The 14,748-nt window shown below is 72.0% G+C and carries 14 protein-coding genes; 7 read left to right on the top strand and 7 right to left on the bottom strand.

Features of this window, described 5'->3' with window-relative positions:
- Positions 1-116: 116 nt before the first annotated feature.
- Both ADK36_RS18945 and ADK36_RS18940 read right to left on the bottom strand, forming a co-directional pair.
- Positions 117-728, bottom strand: coding sequence for an ATP-binding protein (locus ADK36_RS18945; protein WP_048583160.1), 612 nt, complete (start codon positions 726-728; stop codon positions 117-119).
- 239 nt (positions 729-967) lie between these two features.
- Positions 968-1,354: an STAS domain-containing protein gene (locus ADK36_RS18940; protein ID WP_048583159.1), complete on the bottom strand. Its 387-nt coding sequence runs from the start codon at positions 1,352-1,354 to the stop codon at positions 968-970.
- 240 nt (positions 1,355-1,594) lie between these two features.
- On the opposite strand from ADK36_RS18940, the gene ADK36_RS18935 reads away from it, so the two are divergent.
- Positions 1,595-2,548, top strand: a complete 954-nt coding sequence (locus ADK36_RS18935; protein WP_053198352.1) for an RNA polymerase sigma factor SigF — start codon at positions 1,595-1,597, stop codon at positions 2,546-2,548.
- Positions 2,549-2,832: 284 nt separating this feature from the next.
- Positions 2,833-4,416, top strand: coding sequence for an RICIN domain-containing protein (locus ADK36_RS18930; RefSeq protein WP_053198350.1), 1,584 nt, complete (start codon positions 2,833-2,835; stop codon positions 4,414-4,416).
- On the opposite strand, the gene hutI is transcribed toward ADK36_RS18930, so the two are convergent.
- The 4 genes from hutI to hutU all read right to left on the bottom strand — a co-directional run bounded on the left by hutI (position 4,417) and on the right by hutU (position 10,107).
- The gene (hutI, locus tag ADK36_RS18925; protein ID WP_048583156.1) at positions 4,417-5,712 is read right to left on the bottom strand and encodes an imidazolonepropionase; all 1,296 of its coding nucleotides are present in this window, start codon (positions 5,710-5,712) and stop codon (positions 4,417-4,419) included.
- The gene (locus ADK36_RS18920; RefSeq protein WP_053198348.1) at positions 5,709-7,058 is read right to left on the bottom strand and encodes a formimidoylglutamate deiminase; all 1,350 of its coding nucleotides are present in this window, start codon (positions 7,056-7,058) and stop codon (positions 5,709-5,711) included. The genes hutI and ADK36_RS18920 overlap by 4 nt, the downstream gene beginning before the upstream one ends.
- On the bottom strand, positions 7,055-8,257 hold the full coding sequence (locus ADK36_RS18915) for an allantoate amidohydrolase (protein WP_107083776.1): 1,203 nt from the start codon (positions 8,255-8,257) through the stop codon (positions 7,055-7,057). Before ADK36_RS18915 ends, ADK36_RS18920 begins: the two co-directional genes overlap by 4 nt.
- A 167-nt stretch (positions 8,258-8,424) precedes the next feature.
- Positions 8,425-10,107: a urocanate hydratase gene (hutU, locus tag ADK36_RS18910; protein WP_048583154.1), complete on the bottom strand. Its 1,683-nt coding sequence runs from the start codon at positions 10,105-10,107 to the stop codon at positions 8,425-8,427.
- Positions 10,108-10,334: 227 nt separating this feature from the next.
- On the opposite strand from hutU, the gene ADK36_RS18905 reads away from it, so the two are divergent.
- The 5 genes from ADK36_RS18905 (at position 10,335) to ADK36_RS18885 (ending at position 14,040) form a co-directional block, all read left to right on the top strand.
- A complete protein-coding gene (locus tag ADK36_RS18905) occupies positions 10,335-11,696 on the top strand; it encodes a diaminopimelate decarboxylase (protein ID WP_053198364.1) in 1,362 nt (453 codons plus the stop codon).
- 182 nt (positions 11,697-11,878) lie between these two features.
- Entirely contained in the window at positions 11,879-12,271 is a 393-nt protein-coding gene (locus tag ADK36_RS18900) for a hypothetical protein (RefSeq protein WP_048583153.1), read from the top strand.
- A complete protein-coding gene (locus ADK36_RS18895) occupies positions 12,268-13,056 on the top strand; it encodes a hypothetical protein (protein WP_053198346.1) in 789 nt (262 codons plus the stop codon). The genes ADK36_RS18900 and ADK36_RS18895 overlap by 4 nt, the downstream gene beginning before the upstream one ends.
- A 79-nt stretch (positions 13,057-13,135) precedes the next feature.
- Entirely contained in the window at positions 13,136-13,651 is a 516-nt protein-coding gene (locus ADK36_RS18890; protein ID WP_053198343.1) for a roadblock/LC7 domain-containing protein, read from the top strand.
- A gap of 14 nt (positions 13,652-13,665) precedes the next feature.
- Positions 13,666-14,040 carry a hypothetical protein gene (locus tag ADK36_RS18885; RefSeq protein ID WP_048583150.1) on the top strand — a complete coding sequence of 125 codons (375 nt, stop codon included), beginning with the start codon at positions 13,666-13,668 and terminating at the stop codon, positions 14,038-14,040.
- 52 nt (positions 14,041-14,092) lie between these two features.
- Here ADK36_RS18885 and ADK36_RS18880 read toward each other — a convergent pair whose 3' ends face one another.
- Positions 14,093-14,680 (bottom strand): hypothetical protein, encoded by a 588-nt coding sequence (locus tag ADK36_RS18880; RefSeq protein WP_107083775.1) that lies wholly within the window; start codon positions 14,678-14,680, stop codon positions 14,093-14,095.
- Positions 14,681-14,748 lie beyond the last annotated feature (68 nt).

The raw sequence follows: 14,748 nt of genomic DNA, 5'->3' as shown, positions 1-14,748 counted from the left end.
CTCTCTCGGCTCGCGGACCCGGGCTACTCGTCTCCGTCAGCGCGTTGCAGGGAGCGTAGAGCGGCACCTCGGCGCCGCGGAAACGAATTTTCTCCCCGTACGGCCGGACGGGCGCCCTACGCCGGTGCGCCCAGCTCCGCCCACACCGTCTTGCCCGCGACGCCCGGCGTCCGCATGACGCCCCAGTCCAGGCAGAGCCGCTGCACGATGAACATGCCGTGGCCGCCGGGGCGGCCCGCGCGGTGCGGGGTGCGGGGGGCCGGCTGGCCCGTGCCCTTGTCGGAGACCTCGATCCGGATCACCTTGTTGTCGCAGGCGATCCACAGCTCGTCCGGCCCCTCGGCGTGCAGACACGCGTTGGTGACCAGCTCCGAGACGACGAGCAGCACGTCCTCGGCCGCGGCCCGCTGGTCGGCGGTGGCGGCGGGCAGCCAGCCCCACGCGTACAGCGCCTGGCGGGCGAAGTCACGGGCGAGCGGGACGACCCCGCTCTGGTCACCGAAGTCCAGCCGACGGACCTGACGCCCCGCGGCCGCCTGGACGGACGCCTCGGACGCCTCGGGCGTCCCGGGCCGCAGGGAGGGCACGGCGCCCCCGTCGGGCGTTCCCGCCGCCGGAGCGCCCTCGTCGGAGCCCCCCGTGGCCGGCGCGTCCCCCTCGGGCACCCCGGAAGCGCCGCTGGGCTCAGGGCCGCGGTCGCCCGGCGAGAAAGGCCGGGTGGTGCTCATCAGCGCTTCACCTCACCGATTCACCAGTTCAACGTTCACACGATTCAGAAGTCAGTACGCAGAGTCAGTACGCCAGTACACAATCCTTGCCCGATACGTCGGTCACAGGCCCCCGCCCCGCGGTGGCCGACATCACAGCCGACTGGTTTCAGGATGTCTCCTGCCCGAGCGGGCCGAGGGAACACCCCTGTATTCGGCACGAATGATGTGACGTCTGATGCAGTGCCGGACGCGAGGGGTCAACCCGATCCGTCGGCCTCGTCGGCCAGGGCGTCGTCGAGCGAGTCGTGGACGGTGAAGACCGCCTCGGCACCCGTGATCTCGAACACGCGCGCGACCACGGGCAGCATGCCCGCGAGATGCACCCCGCCACCGGCGGCCTCCGCCTTCAGCCGGGCCCCGAGCAGCACGTTCAGCCCCGTGGAGTCACAGAACTCAAGCCGCGAGCAGTCGACGACCAGCCGACTGAAGCCCTTCTCAAGGCAGTCATCGAGTGGCTCACGCAACAGATCGGCGGTGTGGTGATCCAACTCACCCGCCGGGGTCACGACGGCACTGGAGCCCTCTTCCCGCACCTCGACCAGAAGTCGGCCAGACTGTGCGCTGCCGACCGTCCCGCGGTCCATGCCGTGTCTCACTCCCGACGTCGTGGCTGCTGAATGACGCTCTCGAACACTACGCCCTCCCCACGCCCCCCAACACCCGAACATCCACCCAGAATCGGACATTTCGGACCAGAGCGCACTTGCGGTGGGCTCACGAAAACCGGTAGGGCTAGTAGAGACACGTAACCGAACTCGGCCGGCTTTGGAGGCGCCGCACACCGCAGTGCACGCACAGGCTTCGGCAGCCATATGCCGAGAACGATGGAGGACATCATGTCACCCCGGCTCGACGCATCGCATACCCACGGCGCGACGTCGGCACCCCCACCGGAACATCTGGATCCCATCGAGCTGAACAGCGACGTACGTTCCGAACCCGGCTTCGGCCAGGAGTTCGGTCAGGACGACGCGCTCGCCGGGCTTCCGGACATCCCCCCTTACGACGAGGTGGGGCCGGTGGACGCACGGGCCCTTTCCAAGACCCTCTTCGAGCGGCTGGAGTCGCTGGAGGAAGGGACCCACGAATACTCGTACGTCCGCAACACGCTCGTCGAACTCAACCTCGCGCTGGTCAAGTTCGCCGCCTCCCGCTTCCGCTCCCGCAGCGAGCCGATGGAGGACATCATCCAGGTCGGCACCATCGGCCTGATCAAGGCGATCGACCGCTTCGAGCTCAGCCGCGGAGTCGAGTTCCCCACCTTCGCGATGCCGACCATCATCGGCGAGATCAAGCGCTTCTTCCGCGACACGTCGTGGTCGGTACGGGTGCCGCGCCGACTTCAGGAACTCCGGCTCGACCTGGCCAAGGCCGGTGACGAGCTGGCCCAGAAGCTGGACCGCGCCCCGACGGTGGCCGAGCTGGCGGAGCGTCTCGGGCTGACCAAGGACGAGGTCGTCGAGGGCATGGCGGCGTCGAACGCGTACACCGCCTCGTCGCTGGACGCCCAGCCCGAGGAGGACGACGCCGAGGGCGCGCTGGCCGACCGGATCGGTTACGAGGACCACGGGATCGAAGGCATCGAGTACGTCGAGTCCCTGAAGCCGCTCATCGCCGAACTCCCGCCCCGGGACCGGAAGATCCTCTCCCTGAGATTCGTCGCGGGCCTGACCCAGTCGGAGATCGGCGAGGAGCTCGGCATCTCGCAGATGCATGTGTCCCGGCTGTTGTCGCGGACGTTGATCCGGCTCCGCAAGGGGCTGACGGTCGAGGAGTGACCACCCGAGGATCGGCGTCTCCCACACGCTGACCTGCGCTGTGCCCGGTGCCCCGCCGAACATGTCGGCCGGACACCGGGCACAGGTGCGTTCGGGCCGGGGTACACACGGGGTACCCACGGGTGGGTCCACAGCCGGTCGGCGACGCGTACGCGGATCACCCGCGCCTCACGGGTTACCCACAGAAACCCTTTCCCCATGGCCCCCCTTCCTCCACTATGAGCCGTCATACCCGCCGGTAGGTCAGGTCTCCGGCGGGCGCACGGCTGCAAGGAGGCAGGCGGATGGCTCGGGCCGACGACGGTGGAGACCGGGACCGTGGGATCCACACGGGTGCGTCCGACGCACGGCTCACCGAACTGCTGCGCGCCGACACGGCCGCCGCGTATCCGGCGCTCCAGGAGCTCCGCGCCCGCCATCACACGCCCGTCCTCGCCTACGCCCGCCTGTGCACCCCGAACGAGTCCATGGCACGGCAGTTGGCCGCCCAAGCGTTCACCCTCGCGGCCCGCCAGACGGCACGCGGCATCGACCCCGGGCTCCCCTGGCGCCACCAACTCCTGCTGCTGACCGCGCGCTCGGCCGGCACCTGGGCCATGGACGAGCGGGCGGCGGGCCTGGACGCGGGGCTGCTGCTCGTCCTGAACACCGCGGGGCCCTCCGGTCCGGTCCCGACCATGCTCACGGCGTTCCAGTCCCTGCCCTCCCGCCCCCAGGGCCTGATCTGGTACGGGGTCGTGGAGCGGGAGCCGGTGGACCGGACGGCCGCTCTCCTCGGCCTCACCCGCGAGGACGTCACCTACGGCACGGACCCGGCGCTCCAGCAGCTGGCCCGATCCTGCCTGCGCGCCCGCCTCGCCGCCTCCGACGACCCCGACTGCTCGGACTTCGGCCGTCTCATCGAGGAGTCCGTACGGCCGGACAGTCCCCGCGACAGCGCCGACCTGCGCGCCCACATGGCGCGCTGCCCGCACTGCGCGACGGCGTACGAGGAGCTGTCGGCGCTGCGCGACGCCCCGCGCGCGGCGCTGGCGGAGGGGCTGCTGCCATGGGGCGGGACGGCGTATGCGGCCAAGGGTTCGGGAGAGCGGGTGGCCGCCGGCATTGCCGCGAAGGGGGGTTGGCCGGAGCGGAGATGGCCACGACGGCTGCAGGACGGCCGCCGGGTCGTGCTGGTGTCGGCGGCTCTCGGGGTGGCGTTGCTGCCGCTGGTGGCGTTCCTGGTGGCGCGGGGCGGATCGCCGGCGCAGGATCCGGTGGGTTCGGTCGGCACCGCGGTGAGCGTGCCGCCGGTGGCCGTGACGGTGACGGCCACGGTGTCGGTCACGCCGTCGGCCTCTTCGCCTTCGCCTTCACCTTCAGCTTCACCGTCTCCGTCGCTGACATCCAAGTCGCCTTCTCCTACGAGGAGTTCGCAACCCCCGAAGACTGCCCGCCCGAAGCCGACCCCCTCCCCCGTTCACCCGCCGAACGGCACCTACGCCCAGGTCGTGAGCGTCGCCACCGGGCTGTGCCTGGACATCGACGGCGCCCCGTACAACGGCACCGACGTCGTCACGGCCACCTGCACGTCCGCGCGCGACCAACGGTGGCGGGTCGACTCCGAACGCGGCGTGCTGCAGTCGTACGCCTACCCCGACTACTGCCTGGACAGCCGGGGCTCCGTGGACCGGGGCATCGGCATCTGGGAGTGCGGCTCGGTGTACGGGTACAACGGCCGGAACCTGAGGTTCGCGGTGGACTCCAGCGGGGTGATCCGCCCTGAGATCGCCCCGGACCACGCGGTGACCCCGAACGGGGACAGATCGCTGTCCCTGGTGAGGGAGGCGGGGCGGGGGGATCAGCGGTGGCGGGCGGGGGCGTCCTGATCAGACGACCCGCACTCCCCGCCGCCACACCTCGCTGACCAGCGGCACCCCCGGCCGGTAGGCCAGGTGTACATGGCTCGGTGCGTCGAGGAGGAGCAGGTCCGCGCGGGCGCCCGGGGTGAGGCGGCCGATGTCGTCGCGGCGCAGGGCCGCCGCGCCGCCGGCCGTGGCCGACCAGAGCGCCTCGTCCGGGGTCATCCCCATGTCCCGTACCGCGAGCGCGATGCAGAAGGGGACGGAGGAGGTGAAGGACGAGCCCGGGTTGCAGTCGGTGGAGAGGGCGACGGTGGCGCCCGCGTCGAGGAGGCGGCGGGCGTTCGGCCACTCGGCGCGGGTGGAGAACTCGGCGCCGGGGAGGAGCGTGGCGACGGTGTCGCTGTTCGCGAGCGCGTCCACGTCGTCGTCCGTCAGGTGGGTGCAGTGGTCGGCGGAGGCGGCGTCGAGTTCGACGGCGAGCTGGACGCCGGGGCCGTAGGAGAGCTGGTTGGCGTGGATGCGGGGGTGCAGGCCCCTGGCCTTGCCCGCGGTGAGGATCGCGCGGGCCTGGTCGCCGTCGAAGGCGCCCTTCTCGCAGAAGACGTCGATCCAACGGGCGTACGGGGCACAGGCGTCGAGCATCTCGCCGGTAACGAGGGCGACGTACGACGCCGGGTCGTCGGCGTGGTCCGGGGAGACGATGTGGGCGCCGAGGTAGGTGACCTCGTCGGTGTGGGCGGCGGCGATGCGCAGGGCCCTGGCCTCGTCCTCGACGGTCAGGCCGTAGCCGGACTTGGTCTCGAAGGTGGTGGTGCCCTGGTGCAGCGCCTCGCGGAGGTAACGGGTGAGGTTGGCCTCGAGTTCCTCGTCGCTCGCCGCCCGTGTGGCCGCGACGGTCGTACGGATGCCACCCGCGCTGTACTGGCGCCCCGACATACGGGCGTTGAACTCCTGCGTCCGGTCGCCCGCGAAGACGAGGTGGGAGTGGGAGTCGACGAAGCCCGGGATGACCGCCCGGCCGCCCGCGTCGACCCGATTGTCAGTGGCGGGTGCTTTGCTTTGATCACCGGTCCACACGACGCGGTCGCTCTCGATGACGACGGCCGCGTCCTGGATCAGTCCGAGGGGGGATCCGTCACCGAGGGAGGGGTTGTTGGTGACCAGGGCGGCGATGTTGGTGATGAGCGTGCTTGCGGTGCTCGCGGAGTGGGCGGGGCTGACGTTCGTCGCGTTGCTCATGGCGTCCTTGGTGGCCTGGTCGGCGGTGGGGTCGGGTTCGGGGGCGGAGGCGGGCCGCGCGGGTGGGCGGCCCGCGGTCATCCGCGCAGGGCTTCGACGGCGTCCGCGAGGGCTTTCGGCACATCCGGCACGAGGGCGTGGACCCCGTCCCGTACGACGTGCCGACCACCCACGACCGTATGCGACACGTCTGCTGCCGACGCAGCGAATACGGCCGTCTCGGCCCCGAGCCGCGGAAGCGGCCCTGCCGTCCTGACCGAGTCGAGCGCGATCGTCGTGAAGTCGGCGAACGCGCCGGGCTCCAGGGTGCCCGCGCCGTCCCAGCCGAGGGCCGCGTGGCCGTCGGCCGAGGCCGCCCGCAGGAGGGCCGCCGCCGTCCAGTGACCTCGGGTACGGCTGCGCAGGCGCTCGTTCAGCTCCATCGCGCGTGCCTCTTCGAGCAGGTCGATCACGGCGTGGCTGTCGGAGCCGAGGGAGAGCGGGGAACCGGCCTTCTGGAGGGCTACGGCGGGTCCGATGCCGTCCGCCAGGTCCCGTTCGGTCGTCGGGCACATGCAGGTGCCGGTGCCGCTGCCGCCGATGAGGGCGATGTCCTCGTCGGTGAGGTGGGTGTTGTGGACACCGGTGGTGCGCCGCCCGAGGACTCCGTGCTCGGCGAGCAGCCGGGTGGGCGTGCAGCCGTGGGCTTCCCGGCAGGCGTCGTTCTCGGCGGTCTGCTCGGACAGGTGCACATGGAGCGGGGCCCGCCGCTCCTCGGCCCACCGCGCCACGGTCGCCAACTGATCGGCGGGCACGGCCCGTACGGAGTGGATCGCCGCCCCGATCCGTGCGTGATCCCGGTCCTTGAGAACTGAACAGCGTTCGGCCCAGGCGTCCGCGCTGCCGTCGGAGAAGCGGAGCTGGTGCTTGTCGGGGGCCTGCCCGAAGCCGGAGGAGAGATAGGCGGTGTCGAGGAGGGTGATACGGATGCCGGCGTCGGCGGCGGCCTCGATGAGGGCCTCGCCCATCGCGTTGGGGTCGGCGTAGGGGGTGCCGCCGGGGGCGTGGTGCACGTAGTGGAACTCACCGACGCTCGTGACGCCGGCCAGCGCCATCTCCGCGTACACCGCGCGGGCCAGATCCCGGTAGTTCTCCGGGGTCAGCCGGTCGGCCGTGGCGTACATGACCTCGCGCCAGGTCCAGAAGGTGCCGGAGCCGACCTGGACGGTGGAGCGCAGGGCGCGGTGGAAGGCGTGGCTGTGCGCGTTCGCCAGGCCGGGGAGCGTCAGGCCGCGCAGGACCTCGGCGCCGGGCGGCGGGGTCGGGACGTCGGTCCGGACGGCGGTGATACGGCCGTCCTGGACGTCCAGGGCCACGCCCGGCTCGACGTGGGTGCCGAGCCAGGCGTGCTCCAGCCAGTACGTACGGGTCCGCTGGGTGGGCGTCACGTGCAGGCCAGTCCTTCCAGTACGTCGGCGAGGGCGGTCACTCCGGCCACGCAGTCGTCCTCGGCGGCGAACTCGGCCGGGGAGTGCGAGACGCCCGTGGGGTTGCGTACGAACAGCATGGCGGTCGGGATGGTCCCGGACAGGATTCCGGCGTCGTGTCCGGCACCCGTACCCAGGACGGGGACGGTGATGTCGGTGTGCTTGCCGAGGATGCGGGCCAGTTCGTCGCGCAGGGCGTGGTCGAACTCGACGACGGGCGTGAAGGACTCGCGGACGATGTCGAGGTCGATGCCGTGTGCTGCCGCGTACTCCCGGGCCGCCTGCTCGATGCCGCCGACGACGCGGTCGAGGCTCGCCTGGTCCTCGGCACGGGAGTCGAGCCAGCCGCGCACCAGGGAGGGGATGGCGTTGACGCCGTTGGGCTCGACGGCGATCTTGCCGAAGGTGGCGACGGCACCGGCGAGCTGCGCCTCCCGGCGGGCGGCGAGCACGGTCTCGGCATACGACAGCATGGGGTCACGCCGGTCCACCAGCCGAGTGGTGCCCGCGTGGTTGGCCTCGCCCCGGAAGTCGAACCGCCACCGGCCGTGCGGCCAGATGGCGCTGGCGATGCCGACCCGGTCGCCGGACAGGTCCAGCGCCCGGCCCTGCTCGACATGCAGCTCGACGAACGCGCCGATCCGGCCGAGCCGCTCCGGGTCGGCGCCGATGGCGTCGGGGTCGTACCCGGCCGCTTCCATGGCCCGGGGCAGGCTGACCCCGTCCCCGTCGGTCAGCTTGTGGGCGCCCTCGACCGTGAGCTGCCCCGCGGTGAGCCGCGACCCGACACAGGCGAGCCCGAACCGGGCGCCCTCCTCGTCGCCGAAGTTGACGATGGCGAGGGGCTTGGCGAAGTCCACGCCCCTGCCGCGCAGTTCGTCGAGCGCGGCAAAGGACGACACGACACCCAAGGGGCCGTCGAAGGCGCCCCCGTCCGGCACGGAGTCCAGATGCGACCCGGTGACGACGGCGTCCCCGGCGGCGGGGTCCCCGAGCCAGGCCCACTGGTTCCCGTTCCGGTCGACCTCGTAGGCCAGCCCGCGCCCCTCGGCCTGCTCCTTGAACCAGGCCCGGCATTCGAGATCGGCACCGGTCCAGGCGAAGCGACGGTAGCCCTGGGAGCCGGGGTGCCGACCGACGGGCAGCAACTCGCGCCACATCTGCTGAAAGGAGCCACCACCCACACCAGGCTGTGAGCCGCCGCCCGCGACAGGCTGTGGGCAGTCGTTCCGCAGGGCGGAACGGGTGGGCACAGCCGGACCCGCGCCCGGCGACGGGACCTCAGCCCCCACCGGGCGGTTGCCACCCCGCTCATCTCCCGGAAGGGTCACGCGTCGTCACCCTCGCGCATCGGCACCCGCACGCCCCGCTCGTCGGCGACGGACTCCGCGATGTCGTAGCCGGCGTCGACGTGCCGGATGACGCCCATGCCGGGGTCGTTCGTCAGCACCCGGCGAATCTTCTCGCCGCCGAGCTTCGTGCCGTCGGCCACCGTCACCTGCCCGGCGTGGATGGACCGCCCCATCCCGACGCCACCACCGTGGTGCAGGGAGACCCAGGAGGCACCCGAAGCCACGTTCACCATGGCGTTCAGCAGCGGCCAGTCGGCGATCGCGTCCGAGCCGTCCAGCATGGACTCGGTCTCACGGTAGGGCGAGGCCACCGACCCGCAGTCCAGGTGGTCGCGGCCGATCGCCAGCGGCGCGGCCAGCTCACCACTCGCCACCATGTCGTTGAAGCGCTCGCCGGCCTTGTCCCGCTCGCCGTAGCCGAGCCAGCAGATACGCGCGGGCAGGCCCTGGAAGTGCACCCGCTCACCGGCCATCTTGATCCAGCGCGCGAGGGACTCGTTCTCCGGGAAGAGGTCGAGGATCGCCTTGTCGGTCTTGGCGATGTCGGCGGGGTCGCCGGACAGGGCGGCCCAGCGGAAGGGGCCCTTGCCCTCGCAGAACAGAGGGCGGATGTAGGCCGGCACGAAGCCGGGGAAGGCGAACGCCCGCTCGTACCCGGCGAGTTGGGCCTCACCTCGGATCGAGTTGCCGTAGTCGAAGACCTCGGCGCCGGCGTCCATGAAGCCGACCATGGCCTCGACGTGCCGGGCCATCGACTCGCGGGCCTTGGTGGTGAAGCCCGCCGGGTCCTTGGCGGCGGCGTCCGCCATGTCGTCGAAGTCGACGCCCAGCGGCAGGTACGCCAGCGGGTCGTGCGCCGAGGTCTGGTCGGTGACGATGTCGATGGGGGCACCCATGGCGAGGAGCTGCGGGAGCAGTTCCGCCGCGTTGCCGAGGACGCCGATGGAGAGGGGACGGCGGGCGTCACGGGCCTCTACGGCCAGCTGCAACGCGTGGTCGAGCGAGTCGGCCTTCACGTCCAGGTAGCGGTGCTCGATGCGCCGTTCGATGGCGCGGGGGTCGCAGTCGATGCAGATCGCGACGCCGTCGTTCATGGTGACGGCGAGCGGCTGGGCACCGCCCATGCCGCCGAGCCCGGCGGTGAGGGTGATCGTCCCGGCGAGGGTGCCGTCGACCCCTTTGCCGATCGAATGCAGCTTCGCGGCGACGGCGGCGAAGGTCTCGTAGGTGCCCTGGAGGATGCCCTGGGTGCCGATGTAGATCCAGGAGCCGGCCGTCATCTGGCCGTACATGGTGAGGCCGAGGGCCTCCAGGCGACGGAACTCCTCCCAGTTGGCCCAGTCGCCGACGAGGTTGGAGTTGGCGATGAGGACCCGCGGAGCCCATTCGTGGGTCTGCATGACGCCGACGGGGCGACCGGACTGGACGAGCATCGTCTCGTCCTGCTTCAGGCCCTTCAGCGTGCGCACCATGGCGTCGAAGGAGCGCCAGTCGCGGGCGGCCTTGCCGGTGCCGCCGTAGACGACGAGCTTCTCGGGGTGCTCGGCGACCTCGGGGTCGAGGTTGTTCTGCAGCATCCGCAGGGCGGCTTCCTGCTGCCATCCCAGGGCACTCAGTTCCGTACCGCGCGGCGCTCGGACGGGGCGGGGTCCTGACATGGTCTGCCTCCCAGCGGACTGTGACTGCGAACTGTTGAGGTTGATATTCACATCCTGGCTTCATGAATAGAACTAGTCAATACATTCGCGGGCCAGCGCGCGCACGTCCCGGATGTTTGGCTGGATGCATGGGCTCGGAGAACGACATGACGAACGACATGACGGGGGATGCGGTGGACAACGAAGCGGACAGCCGAGCGGACATCGCGGTGGGCGACGGATTCGGGATGCCGGCGTATGACGCCGACCGGGTGGCCCGGCGGGACGACGCGGTGCGGGCGGCCGTGGAGCAGGGGCTGCTCGGGCCCGGCTCCCCCATCGTCGGCCTGCTCGACGTCACCGGGATCCGGGAGTCGGCGGCGGCGCTGCGAGCGGCGTTCGACGCGGTGGTGGCGCCGGGCACGCCCGTGCTGCACGCCTTCGCGGTGAAGGCGACCCCGCTGGTGCCGGTGCTGCGGCTGCTGCGTGAGGAGGGCATCGGCGCCGAGGTGGCCAGCCCGGGTGAGCTGGCGTTGGCGCGGGCGGCGGGGTTGCACCCGGAGATGACGGTGCTGGACTCGCCCGCCAAGACGCCGGCCGAGCTGCGGGAGGCGCTGGCGCTGGACATCGCGGTCAACGCGGACAACCCGCAGGAGCTGGACCGTATCGACGGCCTGATGAAGTCCGCCGCCAGCCGCTCTCCCCTCGGGATACGGGTGAATCCGCAGGTCGGCGGGGGTTCCATCGAGGCGACGTCCACGGCCACGGCGACGTCGAAGTTCGGGGTGGCGCTGCGCGACGAGGGGGCGCGGGAGTGGGTCGTACGGGCGTACCAGGACCGCCCGTGGCTGACCCGGCTGCATGCGCACACCGGCTCGCAGGGCATCCCGCTGTCCCTGATGGCGCAGGGTGTCGCGGAGGCGTACGCGCTCGCGGAGGAGATCAACCGGCGGATCGGCCGACGGCAGATCACCACGCTCGACATCGGCGGCGGGCTGCCGGTGAACTTCGCGTCGGATGCGACCACGCCGACGTACGCGCAGTACGCGCGACTGCTGAGCGAGGCGGTGCCGGGGCTGTTCGACGGGCGCTATGGGCTGGTCACCGAGTTCGGCCGGTCGCTGCTCGCCAAGCACGGGACGGTGGTGGCGCGGGTCGAGTACGCCAAGAGCGCGGGCGGGCGCCCGGTGGCGGTCACGCACGCGGGCGTGCAGGTCGCCACCCGGACGGTGTACGCGCCGGGGAGCTGGCCGCTGCGGATCGCCGCGTACGACGGCAAGGCGCGCCCGAAGGAAGGGCCGGCCGTGGTGCAGGACGTGGCGGGACCGGCCTGCTTCTCGGGTGACCTGCTGGCCGAGGGGGCCGCGCTGCCGTTGCTGGAGCAGGGGGACTACGCGGCGGCACTGGACACCGGGGCGTACTACTTCGCGCACCACTACGCGTACAACTCCCTTGCCCGGCCCGGCATCCACGGCTTCGCGCCGGACGGGGCCGGGGGCATCGCCTTCGCGACGGTCCGCGAGGCGCAGTCGCTCGACGAGATCGTGGCCGAATCGGGAGGGGCACACACGGCCTCGCTCACCACCCTGTCCGCACCGAAGCGCCGTTGACGCAGGCCGGCACGGAGCACTAGGCCATACGCGATCAAGTCACTTGAAAACAGGGTCAGTTGACCCACCCTAGTCACTCGGCGCATGTTCCACTGGAAAATGCCCGAACGCTCACTCGCCGCACACACGTTGCGTAGTTTGGCCGTCACTCAGCCGGACCCCGAGGCGGGAGGGAAGCGACGGTGCCCGGAATCGACGAGTGCTTGCTGGAGACGATGCGGCTGCCCGGTGCGCGTGGCGCCGCGCTGGTCGACTGGACGAGCGGACTGGCCCTGGGCACGGTGGGCGACCCTCCGGGCGGCGACCACGAGACGGCGGCGGCCGAGGCGGCCGAGCTGGCGCGGCTGGCCGCCGAGCAGCACGCGTTCGGGCCCACGGACGGCACGGACACCGGGGATCCGCCCGTCGAGGACGTGATCCTCAGCAACCGGGACAGCTACCACGTGCTGCGGTTCGTGCCGACGTCCTTCGACAGCAGCGTGTTCCTGTACCTGTGGCTGGCCCGCGCGGACGGCAATCTCGCGCTGGCCCGTATCCGGCTCGGCGAGATGGCCGAACGGCTGGTGCTGGGATGACCGTGGTCGACAGCCCTCCGCCGCGTCTGCCGGTCCGGGACCGGGCGACGGCACACCAGCGGGCGGGGGCCGGTGTCTCGCCCATGCTGACCCGGCTCGCGGAGGAGCGGGCCACCGGTGTCCTGGACCGCGAGCACGGCACGCTCCATCTCGCCGAGGGCCGGGTGGTGCACGCCGAGAGCCCGCTCGCCCCCGGCCTCGACGAGTTCCTCACCGCCCACGGCACCCTCGCCGCCGAGGACTGGCGGGACGCCGAGGACAGCGGCGACGGAGGGCGGCTCCTGCGGCACGGTGTCACGCCGGGCGCGCTGGAGCTGGCGCAGGCGAGCGCCCTGTACGACGCCGCGTACTTCGCCCTCGCCCCCAGCAGCACGCCGGGCCGCTTCCGCTACGGCACCGCGCACTGGCTCGCCTCCGTGCATCCCGTGCCGGTCGCCGCCCTGGAGCGCGAGACGCTGCGCCGCCGCGCGCTGCTGCGCCGCATCTGGCCCGACCCGGCGACGGACGGCGCGCCCCTGATCCGCGCCGCCCCGGTCGCGGCGCCCGCGGTGCCGCCCCGGCAGGCCGCCGTACTGGAACAGGTGGACGGCGTGCGGCGGGCCGCGGACATCGCGCGGGAGCTGGGCAGGCCGACGTTCCACACGCTGGTGCACCTACGGCGGCTGGCCGCGGCGGGGCTGGTGTCCCCGCAGCCACCGCCGCCCGTCCTGGACGTTCCGCCCGAGGCGGCCGATCCCTATGTCGCGCTGCTGAAGAGGGTCAGGGATGCGCTGGAGGCCCTTTGACCGCAAACCGTTCGAGGACCGTGAGCCGGACGGGGTGCCTCGCCCGCCGCAGCGGTCCCGCGCCGAGAGGAGAATCCTGATGGCGGCCGAGGCCCCGATACTCGACGAGTTCCGCCGGCTCAGAGCCCGCGTACCCCAGCTGACCGGAGCACTCGCGGCCGGCGTGGACGGCCTCGTCCTCGCCCACGACACCCCCGGCGTCGAGCCGGACGGCCTCGCCGCGCTCACCGCCGCCGCACTCGGCGTCGCGGTGCGGGTGGCGGACGCGACCGGCCGGGGCGACTTCCGCGAACTGCTCGTGCGAGGCGCCGACGGCTATGTCGCCACGTACGCGGCCGGACGCACCGCCGTACTGACGCTGCTCGCCAAGGACGGCGCCAATGTCGGCCGGCTGCATCTGGAGGGCCGCCGCGCCGGTGCCCGCATCGGCGAACTCGTCGACGCGAAGGCGGCGCCCCCTCCCAGGAGGAGCCCCGCCAAAAGCCCCGCCAAGAGCTCCTCCAAGGAGCCCGCCAAACCCATGCCCACCCGCACCAGAACCGCGCGTTCCGCACGCACCACCACCGCCGACACGCGCACCACTACCGAGAGTTGAGAGGAACACACGTCATGGCCAACACCGAGACCACCCTGAAGGAATGCCTCGCCTCGATCGAGGGGGCGACCGGGGTCGCACTCGTCGACTACACCAGCGGGATGGCCCTGGGCACGCTGGGCGGCAGCAAGACCTTCGACCTCAATGTCGCCGCCGCCGGCAACACCGACGTCGTCCGCGCCAAGATGCGCACGATGGAGCACCTCGGCCTCAAGGGCGGCATCGAGGACATCCTGATCACCCTCACCGACCAGTACCACCTGATCCGGCTGATCACCGGGCGTGGCGGCAACGGCCTCTTCCTGTACCTGGTCCTCGACGCCAAGCGCGCCAACCTGGCCATGGCCAGGCACCAGTTGAAGAAGATCGAGGAGGACCTGGAGGTCTGATCCACGCCGGCCGCAAGGGCACGGCTGTCAGGGCCCCGGTGCAGAGGCTGAGCTACACCAGCGCCGCGGTGCGGCGGCGGGTCCCGCCCGGGGCCGCGTCGCCCGCGGCGATGCCCGTACTGCGATATGCCTTGACCGCCTTGCCCGCGGGCCGCCCGCCCCGTCCGTCGAGCCAGTCGACCCGTACCCACAGCAGGGCCTTCTCGGCCCGCTCCCACCGTCCGAGCCACGCCGCCTTGAGCCGCAGCCCCGTCCCGCACCCCGCCAGCAGCATCCCGCCCGCCGCGGGCACGGCGAACGCGCTGCCCAGCGCGGCGAGGAAGGCGAGCAGCAGCCACCAGCGGTGACCCCGGCGCCAGTTGCGGACGGCGACCGCACGGTCCTGGAGCACGTCGTGCTTGCCGGCGCGGGCGGCCGAACGGCTCAGGTCGGTGTACCGCCTGCGGCCGACGTACGCGACCACAGCCGTCGTGACGATGAAGAGGGCCGCCCCGGCCAGTACCCCGATCCGGCGTCCCGTCAGCCCCGGCGCCAGCACCCCGATGCCCGCCGCGAACACCCCGAGCCACCACAACGGCGCTGCCCCGGCCCGTACGACGACGGCCACCCGAGCCAGCCCCTGCCCACCTCCGCGTGCCACGTCCCGCCTCCCGTCTCACGTCTGTCCAGATGCTGTGCGCGCACGCTAGCCATCGAACGTGAGACGAG

The sequence above is a fragment of the Streptomyces viridochromogenes genome (assembly GCF_001270495.1).
Classification (GTDB): Bacteria; Actinomycetota; Actinomycetes; order Streptomycetales; family Streptomycetaceae; genus Streptomyces; species Streptomyces viridochromogenes_A.
The sequence above is the reverse complement of the archived record's forward strand: the minus strand, read 5'-3'. Positions and strand labels throughout refer to the sequence as shown.